The 12,507-nt window shown below is 73.9% G+C and carries 8 protein-coding genes and 1 pseudogene; 4 read left to right on the forward strand and 5 right to left on the reverse strand.

Annotation, left to right across the window (positions count from 1 at the left end; genetic code table 11):
- The first annotated feature begins 289 nt into the window (after nucleotides 1-289).
- Nucleotides 290-1,441, forward strand: a complete 1,152-nt coding sequence (locus ACIPAE_RS32650; RefSeq protein WP_402450414.1) for an ABC transporter substrate-binding protein — start codon at nucleotides 290-292, stop codon at nucleotides 1,439-1,441.
- A 42-nt stretch (nucleotides 1,442-1,483) separates the two neighbouring features.
- Here ACIPAE_RS32650 and ACIPAE_RS32655 read toward each other — a convergent pair whose 3' ends face one another.
- Both ACIPAE_RS32655 and ACIPAE_RS32660 read right to left on the reverse strand, forming a co-directional pair.
- Entirely contained in the window at nucleotides 1,484-2,926 is a 1,443-nt protein-coding gene (locus ACIPAE_RS32655) for a hypothetical protein (protein WP_402450237.1), read from the reverse strand.
- A gap of 242 nt (nucleotides 2,927-3,168) precedes the next feature.
- Nucleotides 3,169-4,548 carry a transcriptional regulator gene (locus ACIPAE_RS32660; RefSeq protein ID WP_328465079.1) on the reverse strand — a complete coding sequence of 460 codons (1,380 nt, stop codon included), beginning with the start codon at nucleotides 4,546-4,548 and terminating at the stop codon, nucleotides 3,169-3,171.
- 360 nt (nucleotides 4,549-4,908) lie between these two features.
- On the opposite strand from ACIPAE_RS32660, the pseudogene ACIPAE_RS32665 reads away from it, so the two are divergent.
- From ACIPAE_RS32665 to ACIPAE_RS32675, 3 genes and pseudogenes are all read left to right on the forward strand, one after another.
- A pseudogene (locus ACIPAE_RS32665) lies at nucleotides 4,909-5,494 on the forward strand (bifunctional DNA primase/polymerase).
- A 219-nt stretch (nucleotides 5,495-5,713) separates the two neighbouring features.
- Nucleotides 5,714-6,601 (forward strand): ABC transporter ATP-binding protein, encoded by an 888-nt coding sequence (locus ACIPAE_RS32670; protein ID WP_402450240.1) that lies wholly within the window; start codon nucleotides 5,714-5,716, stop codon nucleotides 6,599-6,601.
- A complete protein-coding gene (locus tag ACIPAE_RS32675; protein WP_402450243.1) occupies nucleotides 6,598-8,277 on the forward strand; it encodes a transporter in 1,680 nt (559 codons plus the stop codon). The genes ACIPAE_RS32670 and ACIPAE_RS32675 overlap by 4 nt, the downstream gene beginning before the upstream one ends.
- Nucleotides 8,278-8,404: 127 nt before the next feature.
- Here the strand turns inward: ACIPAE_RS32675 and ACIPAE_RS32680 are convergent, their stop codons facing one another.
- From ACIPAE_RS32680 to ACIPAE_RS32690, 3 genes are read right to left on the reverse strand one after another with little or no spacing between them, the layout of a single operon-like run.
- On the reverse strand, nucleotides 8,405-11,320 hold the full coding sequence (locus tag ACIPAE_RS32680; RefSeq protein ID WP_402450245.1) for a BTAD domain-containing putative transcriptional regulator: 2,916 nt from the start codon (nucleotides 11,318-11,320) through the stop codon (nucleotides 8,405-8,407).
- A gap of 58 nt (nucleotides 11,321-11,378) precedes the next feature.
- Nucleotides 11,379-12,029 (reverse strand): TadE/TadG family type IV pilus assembly protein, encoded by a 651-nt coding sequence (locus ACIPAE_RS32685; protein WP_402450248.1) that lies wholly within the window; start codon nucleotides 12,027-12,029, stop codon nucleotides 11,379-11,381.
- Entirely contained in the window at nucleotides 12,026-12,505 is a 480-nt protein-coding gene (locus ACIPAE_RS32690) for a TadE/TadG family type IV pilus assembly protein (protein ID WP_329368299.1), read from the reverse strand. Before ACIPAE_RS32690 ends, ACIPAE_RS32685 begins: the two co-directional genes overlap by 4 nt.
- Nucleotides 12,506-12,507 lie beyond the last annotated feature (2 nt).

The following is a 12,507-nucleotide window of genomic DNA, read 5'->3' on the forward strand; positions in this document are numbered from 1 at the left end:
CATCGTGGAGGAGTGACGGCCGCGACGGGAAGACTTCTCCGAACCTTGCACAGCGCACGATCGTACGCACCCGATCGGCGACACCTGTAATTCACCCGAACGTGACCGGGCGTTGGCATCCGGTCACCCGGCCGTTGAGCCGGAAGCGGAATCTTCCATTGATATGACTGACCGCCGCAGGGGCGCGCTCCGGCGTGCCGCCGTCCCACTACTCGCCGTATCCGCGCTGGTCAGCGGGTGTGGTGTCCTTCCGGGGAGCGCGGGGGGCTCTCCGGGGCCGATCGTGGTGATGACATGGGCGCCGGTGGGCACCAACGCCACCAACATGCCCGGCATGCTGGGGATGGCCAAGGCCGTCGAGAGCTACGTCAACGACCAGGGCGGGCTGCACGGACGCAAGCTGAAGGTGCTCACCTGCAACGAGCGCGACGACGCGGTCACGGTCACCGAATGCGCCAAGCAGGCCGTCGACGCGGGCGCGGTCGCCGTCGTCGGGTCGTACAGCGAGGAGGGCAGCAGCTTCATCTCCGCGCTGGAGGGCGACGACATCCCGTACATCGGCGGCTACGGGATCACCGAGGACGAGTACCAGTCCCTGATGTCGTACCCGATCAACGGCGGGCTGCCGGCGCTGCTGGCCGGCAGCGGGCTGCAACTCGCGCAGAGCTGCAAGAAGGTCGCGCTGGTGCGGCCGGACTCGATCACCGGCGACCAGTTCCCGATCTTCCTCGACCAGGGGCTGAAGGAGGAGGGCAAGCGCCCGGTGGAGGACATCCTCGCCAAGGACGACTCGACCGACTACACCGACGTCGCGACCCAGGCGGTCGGCGACGACAAGACGTCCACCTGCGTGTCCGCGGTGCTCGGCGACCACACCAGCACCTTCTTCGACTCCTTGCGCCGGATCGGCGACGTGCAGCCGAAGGTGCAGCTCTCCTCGGTGATCGGCAGCGTGCAGCAGTCCGTGGTGGACGCGAGCGGCGGCGCGAAGAGCCCACTGGAGGGCGCGAAGATCGCCGACTGGTACCCGCCGGCCTCGGACCCGAAGTGGGACGAGATGAAGTCGGTGATCAGCAAGTACGCGTTCGGCGACGACACGATCGACGTGGCCGACCCCGGGGTGCAGACCACGTGGATCGCGTACTCCGTGTTCGCCAAGGTGGTGCGCGCGATGGACGCCAGGACGAAGATCACCGCGGACAGCGTGCGGCGGGCGATGGACGCGACCACGAAGCTGTCGACCGGCGGCCTCACCCCCGACCTCGGCTGGACCGACACCGACCTGCTGAACATCCCCGACCACCCGCGGATGGTCAACGCCGACATCGTCTACCAGAAGGTGCGGCAGGGCCGCCTGGTCCAGGCGCAGCCCGGCTTCGTGAACGTGACCAAGACGCTCAAGCCGGCGTCGTACGCCCCGCTCAAGCGGGACGGCCAGTAGCCGGCCGGCAGACGTCAGAGCTGGGCCGTCAGGGCTGAGCCGTCAGAGCTGGGAGTACTGCCGCTGGGTGAGGCCGTACTTCTTGGCGATCGCGTTCCAGAGCTTGACCGCCTTCTTCTTCTCGGTGGTGGCGGTGCCGCTCTCCCGGTCGCCGGCCTGCGTCTCGCTGGTGTTCTTGGCGTGGCCGCCGTGGCAGACCTTGTGGCTCTTCTGCGCCTGGCCGGCCCAGTTCGCGTAGTGGGTGTCGGCGGCGGAGGACGCCTGCCACGCCTTGGTGAGCGCGGCGCTCAGGGCGTCGTGGTCGGGCAGCTGGTCCAGGGGCAGCTTGGCGAGCTGGGTGACCAGGGACTTGCGCCGGTCGGCGGCGGTGTTCAGGTCGCCGGCGGCGCCGGGCAGGTTGCTGCAGCTCCTGATGGACGCGACCGCGCTCACCACGGAACTGCGGCTGGCGTCACTGGTGTTGAGCAGCGAGTCCAGTGCGGACGCCTGCTGCTTGGCGGCGTCGTCGGCGCCGTCGGAGGGGCCGGGCTGGGCGCCCGCGGAGGTGCCGGGCGCGGGCGAGGCGCTCGACGAGTCGGCCACGGTGCCGGTCTTGCCGCCGCCACCGCCACCGGAGTTGAGCAGCGCGCCGACCACCAGGCCGGCCACCACGCAGCCGCCGACCACGATGCCGATCAGCGCCTTCGGCGACATCCGGCGCCCGCCTTCGCCGCCGCCGTCGTAGCCGTAGTCCCGCTCCGGGCCGTAGCCGGGCTCCTGGGGACCGCCGCCGGGGCCCTGCGGGTAGGGCTGCTGGGCGGGCTGCCGGCGGTCCGGCGGCTGGATGATGCGCGGCCGCATCGGCGCCGGGCTCGGCACGTCATGCCGGAAGAGGTGGTCGTAGTCGCTGTCGTGCCCGGGGCCGGGCTGCGGCTCCTCCTCCTCGAAACCGCCGTACTGGCCGGGGTGCTGCTCCTGGCCGCCGTACGACGGGCCGCCCTGGTTCGGGTACTGGTCGTAGCCGCCGGGCTGTTCGTACGGCGCCTGGCCGTACCCCTGCTGGTCGTAGCCGGTCTGCTGGTCGTAGCCGCCCGGGTGGTCCTGCCGGTCCTGGAAGAAGGGCAGCGCCTGGGTCGCCTCTGCCGGAGAGGGGTCGGGTATGTACGAGGGCGGCGGGGCCTGCGGCGGCACCGGCGGCAGCGGTGGTGCCGGGGCGTCGCCGGGGTAGGGCGGCAGCATCTGCGTGGCGTCGGCTACCGGGGGCGTGGGCAGCGGCGCGGGGGGCTGCGCGGGCGGCCCGAGCGGGTCGGCACCGGGGTAGGGCGGCAGCATCTGCGTGGCGTCGGCCGGCTCGGCGGCCGGCGGGCCGTCGGGCGCGCCCCACGGGGTGCCGCCGGCCGGCTGGACGTGCTCGCCGTACTGCAGCGGCTGCTGCTGCCGGCCCGAGGGGAGCACGACGCCCCGGTACGCTTCGGGCGAATCCTCGCCGCGTCCGCTGCTGTGCATCGCCGCCCACTCCTGACTCTGGCCTACCGTGCAAACCGTCGGCCAACGCTACCGGGTCCCGCTGAGCGCCGCCCCCGCTCATGAACAGGTGAGCGTCACCTCACACTTGGGCGACGGGGCGGCTACTGGCGCGGGCGCTGGGCTCGGCGGGTCTGCGCAGCGCTTTGACCGCGATGTGGGCGCGGAGTGTCGGTCCGGTAACGATTCGGCGTGCGGGGGCGGGCGGCACCCCTATGTCACCTTCAGGCCGCCTCCCGTTCGTCCAGCCGGGCGTGGAAGGCGCGCACCACCGGCTCACCGGCGAACGGCTCCAGGCGACGGCGGAAGTCGTCCAGATACTCGGCGCCGCGGTTGGAGCGCAGCCCGGACAGCAGGACGACGGCCTCCTCGCCGGTCTGGCAGGCCGCGTCCAGTTCGCGCTGCTGCACCTGGGTGTCGGCGAGCAGCAGCAGGTCGATCGCGCGGCGGCGGGCGCGGGTGGCCGGGTGGGCGGCCAGCGCCTCCTCGGCACGGCGGGCGGCGGGCTCGGCCTGGCCGAGGTCGCGGTGGCAGTGCGCCAACTCGTCGGCCAGGTAGGCGTGGTCGAAGTGGGCGATCCACGGCGGGTCCTGGTCCGGCTCCGAACGGTCCATCGCGTCGAGCGCGAGCCCGGCGACGGTGGCGAAGGTGCGGGCATCGCCGAGCAGGGCGTGGCCGCGTGCCTCGGCGGCGTGGAACATCGCCTCGACCGTGGCGGTGACCTGACCGCGCGCGCCTTCCTGGGCGGCGCGGGCGAGTTGGGCGATCTCGCGGGGGTTGCCGAGCGAGGCGGCGAGATGGCTCATGCTCGCGGCCAGGATGTATCCGCCGTAGGCGCGGTCGCCGGCCGCCTGGGCCAGCCGCAGCGCCTGGATGTAATACCGCTGGGCGAGGCCGGGTTGGCCGGTGTCGACCGCCATGTATCCGGCCAGCTCGGTCAACCGGGCGACGGCGGAGAAGAGTTCGCGCCCGACCGACTCGCGGTAACTGCCGGCGAGCAGTCCGGAGACCACGCTGTTGAGGTAGTGCACGACGACCGGGCGGCAATGGCCGCTGCCGAAGCGGTGGTCGAGGTCGGTGAGCGCCTGGGTGGTGGCCTTGACCGCCTCGACGTCGGACATCCCCACCCTGGCCCCGCCGTTGCGCGCCACGCCCTGGTCGGGGCGGGTGATCAGCCAGTCCCTGCTGGGCTCGACGAGTGCGGAGGCGGCGACGGTGGAGCCGGTGAGGAAGTCGCGCCGGCCGACGTCACTGCGCCACAACTCGCAGACCTGCTCGATCGCGCCGAGCACGGTGGGCGCGAAGTGCAGCCCGATGCCGGTGGCGAGGTTCCGCCCGTTGGCCATACCGATCTCGTCGATGGACACCGCGCGGCCGAGCTTGCGGCCCAGCGCCTCGGCGACGATGCCCGGGGCGCGCCCGCGCGGCTGCTGCCCGCGCAGCCAGCGGGCCACGGATGTCTTGTCGTATCGCAGGTCGAGGCCGTGTTCGCTCCCGCACATGTTCACCCTGCGTGCGAGGCCGGCGTTGGAGCAGCCGGCCTCCTGGATCAGTGCTTGGAGCCTCTCGTTCGGCTGCCGCGCCACGAGTGGTCGTGCGGCCATCGATCCCCCCTTGTCGTTCTTCGTGGGTCTTCCTTCCCCAACCCCGGTGGATAAACCCCTTATTGACGGCAATTCACCCGTACCAGGCCGTTGGCGGCGCCGGGCCGGCCGGGCCGGCGGGCGCTCGTCCGGTTCCTACCCGATTCCTGACGAGGTGCCCGTACGCGCCCCCGCAGATGCTTCCGTGCGCCCGGCGATGAGCGGCGGTGCGCGGTGACGGGCCGCGCCGGATGCCCGTATCCCCCGCCCACGTGGACGGTTGTGCAGCGCGTGGACGACACCCCTGCGGTTCCGCGGCAGCTCAGCGGTGCCCGACTGCTCGACACGGCGGTCTCGTACGCGCAGGAGCGGCACTGGGAGGTGCTGCCCGGCACGTGGCTGGAGATGAGCGCGGGGGGCGCACCGCGCTGTTCGTGCGCCTCGGCGGCGTGCCCCGCCCCCGGCGCCCCTCCGACCAGCGCGGACTGGGCGACCCGGGCGACCCGAGCGAGCGGCAACGGCTCGGAGGTGCGGCGGATGTGGACCGGGCGGTCGCGTTCGTCGGTGCTGCTGCCCACGGGGCGCACCTTCGATGTGCCGGAGGTCCCGGAGAGCGCGGGCTTCCACGCGCTCGCCAGGATCGAGCGGCTGGAGGTGCGGCTCGGCCCGGTGATCTCCCCGCCCACCCACCGGATGGCGTTCTTCGTGCTGCCCGGGGCATGCGCGAAGGTGCCCCGGCTGCGGGGCGCGCTCGGCCGGCCGCCGGACGCGCTGGACCTCACCGCGCGCGGCGAAGGCGACTGGGTGGCCGCCCTGCCGACCCGGATGGGCACGGGAGGGTGCGCGCAGTGGGCGGGCCGGCCGGCCGACCGCGGCGAATCGGTGGCTGCCGGACGTCGGCGAGGTGCTGAGCCCGCTGGCGTACGCGTGCGGGCGCGAGGCGGCGGAGGCCCGCGCCGTACGCTGAGCAGGACCCGGCACCGAGCCGATGACGTTGTGTTACCCCCCGCGTTCGCCGTCAAACCCAACACCGCCCGCACGAGCGGTTTTCTCCGTCCTTCCCGGAAGTCACCCGGGCTTTCCGTCACTGTCAGTGGTCGCACATAGGGTGGCCGCACGCGTGGTGAACGCGGCCGGAGAAGCGTCGCGGTGAGCGTGGACGGGGATCGGGGAGAGGTGCGGTGCGATGGGTGAGGCGCGCGGTGCGGAGCGGGAGCCGGACAGCCGGCGGCTCCCGTCGTACTACGGGGATCGGACGGGCCCGGCCGGGTCCGGGCTGGAGCAGCCGCCGCGGCAGCCGTCGGGCGTGCCGCCGGCGCTGCGGGTGCGCGGCCTGCGCAAGCGGTTCGGCGAGCAGGAGGCCGTCGCGGGCATCGACCTGGAGCTGCCGGCCGGCCGCTTCGCCGGCCTGGTGGGGCCCAACGGGGCGGGGAAGACCACGACCCTGTCGATGGTGACCGGGCTGCTGCGCCCCGACGAGGGCCTGGTGCAGATCGTCGGTCGCGACGTGTGGAGCGACCCGGTCGAGGTGAAGTCCCGGATCGGCGTGCTGCCGGAAGGGCTGCGGCTGTTCGAGCGGCTGTCGGGCCGCGAACTGCTCACCTTCACCGGTCGGCTGCGCGGCCTGCCGGTCAGGGACGTGGACCTGCGCGCCACCCAACTGCTGGACGTGCTGGACCTGTCCGGCTCGCAGCACAAGCTCGTCGTGGACTACTCGACGGGCATGCGCAAGAAGATCGGGCTCGCCGCGGCCCTGCTGCACAACCCCGAGGTCCTCTTCCTGGACGAGCCGTTCGAGGGGGTCGACCCGGTGTCCGCGCAGGTCATCCGCGGCGTGCTGGAGCGGTACACGGCCACCGGCGGCACCGTGGTGTTCTCCTCCCACGTGATGGAGCTGGTGGAGAGCCTGTGCGACTGGGTCGCGGTGATGGCGGCCGGACGGATCGTGGCGCACGGCCCGCTCGCCGAGGTGCGCGGCGAGGCGGCGACCCTCCAGGACGCCTTCCTGTCGCTGGTGGGCGCCGACCGGCGCTCCGGCGGTGACCTGGACTGGCTGGGCGGGGGCCCGAAATGACCGGCGCGGGCCCGCTCACCGCCGAGTCGCCGCCGCCCCCTTCGCCCGCGCCGCCCGCCGCGGACCGGGCCGCCCCGGTGACGGCGACGTTCGTCCGCCTCAAACTGGCCGTGCTGCGCAACGGAGTCCGGCAGTCCCGCGGCCGCACCGTGAGCTGGTGCATCGGCGTCGGCCTCGCGATGCTCTACGCGCTGGGCAACGGCGCCGGGATGATCGCCCTGCGCGGAAACGAGTACGCGCCGGCCGCCGCCGTCACCATGGCGGCGGTGCTGGCCATCGGCTGGGCGGTGATGCCGCTGTTCTTCTTCGGCGGCGACGACACCCTGGACCCGACCCGGCTGGCGATGCTGCCGCTGCGCCCCCGCCCGCTGATCACCGCCCTGCTGACGTCGTCGCTGATCGGCGCCGGCCCGCTGTTCACGCTGCTGGTGGGCACCGGTTCGGTGGTGGCGGTGGCGCACGGCGCGGCGGCCGCGGTCGTCGCGGTGCCGGCGGTGGCGCTGCTGCTGGCGATCTGCGCGGCCGCCTCCCGGGGCGTCGCGGCGGCCAACACCCGGCTGCTGACCAGCCGTAAAGGCCGCGACCTCGCGCTGCTCAGCGGGCTGATCGTGGCCGTCGGCGCCCAGCTGGTCAACCTCGGGCTCAGCTCCCTGTCCTCCAACCACGGCCTGCACCGGGTCACTTCGGTCACCTCCGTGCTGCGCTGGGTCCCGCCGGCCTCCGCGGTCGACGCGGTGCGGTCGGTCTCCGACGGTGCGTACGGGCAGGCGGCGGCCCAACTCGCGCTCGCCGTCGCGCTGCTGGCCGTGGTGCTGCGCTGGTGGTACCGCACCCTGTACCGGCTGATGATGTCGCCGGACTCCTCCACCCTCCAGCCCGTCCCCGACAGCACCGTGCGCAGGGGCGGCGGCCGCGCGCCGCTGCTCCCGCGCCTGCTGCCCGAACGGGCGCTGGCCGGCCGGACCGCGACCGTGATGGAGCGCCAGTTCCGCTACGCCGCGCGCGATCCCAAACTGCGCGCGTCCTGGGCGACCGGGCTCGCGGTGGGCCTGCTGCTGCCGCTGGTCGCGGTCGTCCAGCACGGCTCGGTCTACCAGTGCCTGTGGACCGCGGGCCTGCTCGGCATGCAGATGTACAACCAGTTCGGGATGGACAACTCCGCGTTCTGGACCGTCGTCGCGACCATCACCACCCGCAAGGACGCGGAGTCCGAGCTGCGCGGCCGGGCCCTGATGCTCGCGGTGGTCGCCCTCCCCTACGTCACCGTGGTGACCTGCGCGACCGCCCTGCTGCTGGGGCGGGCCGGGGCGCTGCCCGAAGTCCTCGGGATGGCCTTCGCGTTCCTCGGCGCGCTGATCTCCACCGGCGGCTACGCGAGCGTCCGCTTCCCGTACGCGGTCGCGCAGGACAACGCCTTCGGGAACGCCGCGCCCGGCAACGGCTCCATGGTGGCGTTCAACGCGCTGGGCGGGTCCGTGATCGCCTCCGCCTTCTGCCTGCCGGTGCTGGGCCTGGACCTCGCCTTGCACCTGACCGGCCACCACGCCCTGCTGTGGACGGTGCTGCCGGTCGGCGCGGTGTACGCGGCCGCGCTGTCGGTGGCGAGCCTGCGGTTCACCGCGCCCCGGCTGCTCGACCGGCTGCCGGAGATCCTCGCCGCCGTCGCCCGCCCCTGAACCGCCCGGGCGCCCCTGCGAACAGGGGCACCCGGCGGCCGGTCGGCAGCGACCGGCTGAGGTTGCGGTCGGCCGCGAACTCAGCCGGCGGCGACCCCGGCCGGCGGACTCCCGTGCGCGACGGACTTCAGTTGGCGATGCTGCCGCGCCAGGCGGGCAGCAGTTCGTCCAGGAGGGCCTCGACCCGTGGCGGCAGTCCCCTGGACGGGCCGTTGGCGGAGGCGCGGGCGAAGAGCGCCGAGGCAGCCGCCTCGAGCCGTCCCGGATCGCCGGTCGCGTTGGCGGAGCGCAGGTAGGCCAGCCAGAGGCGTTCGTCGTCGGGCGAGATCGCCATGCCGGTCTCGATCGCCGCGACGGCAGCCTTCGGCTTGTGCGCGTCGAGGTGGAGCGAGGCGAGCGCGAGCGCGATCTCCGCCACCAGCACCGGGTGCTGCGCGTCGACGATCTCGTGGCCGAGCCAGCCGTAGCGGCCCGGCGCCCGGTCCTCGAAGAGCCGGCCGCGGGCGAGCGAGAGGGCGTCGGTGAGCAGGCGGCGCCGGGCCGCCGGATCGCCCGCCGCCCGGCCCTCGGTGGCCTCGTGGTGGAGCGTCTGGAGGACGTCCCAGTCCGACACGACCGTGGTGCTGAGCACGATCCGCCCGGTGCTGTCGAGGGTGAGGCGCTCCCCGCCGTCGGGGTCGGTGCCCAGCCAGTCCCGCAGCCGGGCGATGAGCGCGTCCCGTACGTCCTCGGTGACCCCGCGCGGCCACAGCGCGGACGCCAGCACCCGCGGGTGCACGCCCTCGCGGTGCAGCAGCAGCAGCGCCAGCGCCTCGTGCAGCAGGCCGCTGCGCTCCCGGTCGGGCGCGTCGACGCCGACCACCTCGAACGGGCCGAGCAGCCGCGCGTACACCCCTGGGCGGCCCTGGTCGCTGAGGTCGACCAGGAACGGCGGCGCCTCCGGGCCGGGGCCGTCGCCGTCCGCCTCGGCGAACAGCCGCAGCACCGACTCGTACTGCGCCTTGGGCAGCAGCTGGGCCTTCATGTCCAGGCCGAGCAGCGGCGCGAGCAGCCGTCCCGCCGGGGTGATCTCCAACTCCCATGCGGCGCCCGGCAGATCGGTGCGGCCCGAGCCGACCAGGTAGCCGATGCCCAACCGCCCGGCGTCCGCGGCGAGTTCGGCCAGCCGCTGCGCCTCCTCCGGCGAGGGCTCGGCGGCCAGCAGCACCAGGTGCGGCGCCCACTGGGTGTGCTGGGCGCGGCCGGTACGGCCGGTGAGCACGCTGTCCTGGCCCGCGGTGCGCAGCGCCCCGGAGCGCTGCGCGGTCTCCGCGGCCATGATCTCCACGACCTCGGCGACCGTGCCGATGTGCCGCACCCGCGCGGGCGCCAGCGCGGTCAGGTCCTGGGCGAAGCCGACCAGCGTGACCGTCATCCGGTCCGACCAGCCGTTGGTCGCCAACTCGGCCGCGACCGAGGCGAGTACGGCCTCGCGGTCGGCCTTGGCGCCGCTCAGCGACACGATCCCGGGCACCGCTTCGAGGTTGAGCAGCAGCCGCGCGCCGTCCAGGGTGCCCAGCACCGCCAGGCCCGGGTACGGGGCCGCCGCCGAGGTGTCGATGTCCTCGACCAGCCGGGCCCGCTCCACCTGCCAGAAGGTCTCGTCCTGCCCGGTCTGCCAGGGCGCCGGCGGCTGACCGTCCGGCCAGGCCAGTTGCAGGTGCAGCGCGTCCTCGGTGAGCCAGGCCGCGTACACCACGGGAAGCTTGCGGCCGTCCGCGTCGAGCCGGACCGACAGCGAACGCAGCGCCCGGTCAAGGAAGTTGACGGCGTCCTGGTCGGCACCGATCCGCAGCGCGTCGGCGACGTCGGCCTCCGCGCCGGTCGGGGTACGCGGGCTGCGCAGCGCGCCCGCGGACAGCGACTGCCACAGCGCGGTGCGCCGCCGCCGGCCCAGCGCGGCGAGCAGGCCCGCGGCCAGCAGCGGCGCGCCGATCAGCGCGTCGGACAGGTCGAAGCCGTGCGACGCGGAAAGCCCGGTGACCACCTCGCTGGCGCCGCCCGCGACGCTCTCGTGCGCACCGCCGCCGGAACCGCCCGAGCCGCCGGAACCGCCCTGCTCGCCCGCCGGGGTCTGGTGCGCGGCGTGCGCGCCCTCAGCCGTGGTGTCCTTCGCGCCGCCGTGCTGGGCGTAGTGCAGGATGTCGGGCGCGGTGTGCGGGGACGCGACGGGCATCTCGACGAGGTCGCCGCCGTGCGCGTCGGCGGGCATCTCCAGCACCCAGCCGGGCCGGATCAGGCTGGCCTGCGACAGCTGCGAACCGTCGGGCTGCACGCGGTCCTTGTTGAGCTGGTAGATCTCCTTGTAGCGGCGGCCGTCGCCGAGGTGCCGCTGCGCTATCTCCCACAGCGAGTCGTGGTGCCGCCCCTCGGGCGGGTTGATCCGGTAGAACTTCGTCGCCTGCTGGGTGGACTGGCCGCCGCCCTGCGCGGTGGACGCGCTCGGCCCCGACTGGTGCTGCACGGCGGCCTGATGGGCCGCCGCCTGCTGCCCGGGGGTGGCCTGCGCGGTCGCGGCCACACCGGGCCGGGCCTGGCTCTCCATCGAGTGCTGCTGGCCGAGTTGGGCGAGGCCCGGAACCAGGCCCGCGGTGCTCACGCCGACCAGCAGCAGCGCCGCGATCAACTGCCGTGCCAGCAACTGGCTCGGGCCGCTGCCCGGCACCCGGGTGGGCATGCCGACCCCGGACACCGCCGCCTTCGCCTCCACCAGCACGCACGCGGTGAACTGCGCCCACGCCACCCACACCAGCACCGCCAGCGTGTTGACGAACGTCTCCGAGGTGATCGGCTGCTGGAGCACGTCGGAGTTGAAGTGGTGCGGGAACGGCGACCCGATGTACATCAGCAGCGCGGCCGGCACCGCCACCACCAGCACCGCGAGCGCCAGGAACGCCCCGAACGCCCGCACGATGTCGCCGAACGTCCGCTGCCTGCGCGGTGGTTGGGCCGCTCCCCCGCCCTGCTGCGGGCGGTTACGTCCCGTGGCGGTCGTGCGTGCCATGGCTGCTTCCTCTGCCTTCGGTGGTACGGGTCCTTGTCGTACGGTTCGCGTGCCGCTGTCAGTTGCCGGGGCCGGTGATCGACACCGCGTCGGCCTTGCCCTCGACGGTGATCGAGTTCTTGTAGAAGAAGCCGCTGAGGATCGGTTTGTAGGTCACGTACACCACCACCTCGACCCGGTCGGGCCCGGTCGGCGGGGTCGGGCAGCCGGCCCGGCGCCAGTCGCTGGCCGGCAGGTTGACGTCCCGCGCGAACTGCTGCACCCGGGCGGTGCACTGCTGGTAGTCGATCACCGGCTGGGCGCCGCTCCCGGCGTTGCGCAGCGCCTCCACGTCGATGTCCTGAGCGGCGTAGCGCGCGGCCTGTTCGGCGATGTCGGCGGCGCGTTCGCGCTTGGCGATGGACAGCCCGCCGTCCACCACGAAGGCGGCGAGGGCCATGAACACCAGCGCGAAGATCACCACGGCGGCGGCGCCGGAGCCCCGGTCGTCGCCGCGCAGGGCGCGCAGCCGGGCGGTCAGGGTACGGCCGGCGGGCTGGCTGCCGTCGCCGGCGGTGCGGCCGCCGGGGGCGGTGCGCCTCGCGGGGGCCGTCCGCTTCGGGAACGCCACCACGTCGTCCATCACGTCGTCCACCACGTTGCCCAGCGCCTCGCCCGCGGCCGCTTCCACCGCGTTCGTCGGCGCCTTCGCCTTCGTCGCCGCCCTCATGTCGCCGACCTGCGGTACGGGTCGAGCGGCGAGGCCGACGTGGAGGTCACGGTCTTGGTGATGGGCAGCCCGAGGAAGCTCAACCCGCGCACCGTGCAGGTGACTTCGATCGTGAAGAGGGTGTCGGGACGGAAGCTGGTGTCGCCGACCGGGGTGACCGTCGCCGGCTTGGTGCAGGTGCCCGCCAGGTCCTCGTGCGCCGCCTGGACCGCCTGCTGGATCGCCTCCGAGCGGCTGTGCTCGATCGAGCCGGCCCGGGCGGCGTCGCGAGCCGCACCGTCCACCGCCCCACGCCCGTCGACGAGTTGGCCGAACGCGACCAGCATCAGCACGAACATGATGATCACCGGGGCGAGGATGACCACCTCGATGGTGGACAGCCCCCGGTCCCCGTCGCGGCGCCCGGTACGGCACCGGCCGGCCGCCGCGCGTACTCCGCCTACCGCGGCGGCGCGCGCTCTGAGCGCGAACTCCATGT

Source organism: Streptomyces sp. NPDC087270 (genome assembly GCF_044744625.1).
GTDB lineage: Bacteria > Actinomycetota > Actinomycetes > Streptomycetales > Streptomycetaceae > Actinacidiphila.

What these genes read in the sequence shown, in the direction of transcription:
- ACIPAE_RS32650 (WP_402450414.1), top strand. Translation starts at nt 290, where the DNA reads ATGACATGGGCGCCGGTGGGCACCAACGCCACCAACATGCCCGGCATG.
- ACIPAE_RS32655 (WP_402450237.1), bottom strand. Translation starts at nt 2,926, where the DNA reads ATGCACAGCAGCGGACGCGGCGAGGATTCGCCCGAAGCGTACCGGGGC.
- ACIPAE_RS32660 (WP_328465079.1), bottom strand. Translation starts at nt 4,548, where the DNA reads ATGGCCGCACGACCACTCGTGGCGCGGCAGCCGAACGAGAGGCTCCAA.
- ACIPAE_RS32670 (WP_402450240.1), top strand. Translation starts at nt 5,714, where the DNA reads ATGGGTGAGGCGCGCGGTGCGGAGCGGGAGCCGGACAGCCGGCGGCTC.
- ACIPAE_RS32675 (WP_402450243.1), top strand. Translation starts at nt 6,598, where the DNA reads ATGACCGGCGCGGGCCCGCTCACCGCCGAGTCGCCGCCGCCCCCTTCG.
- ACIPAE_RS32680 (WP_402450245.1), bottom strand. Translation starts at nt 11,320, where the DNA reads ATGGCACGCACGACCGCCACGGGACGTAACCGCCCGCAGCAGGGCGGG.
- ACIPAE_RS32685 (WP_402450248.1), bottom strand. Translation starts at nt 12,029, where the DNA reads ATGAGGGCGGCGACGAAGGCGAAGGCGCCGACGAACGCGGTGGAAGCG.
- ACIPAE_RS32690 (WP_329368299.1), bottom strand. Translation starts at nt 12,505, where the DNA reads ATGGAGTTCGCGCTCAGAGCGCGCGCCGCCGCGGTAGGCGGAGTACGC.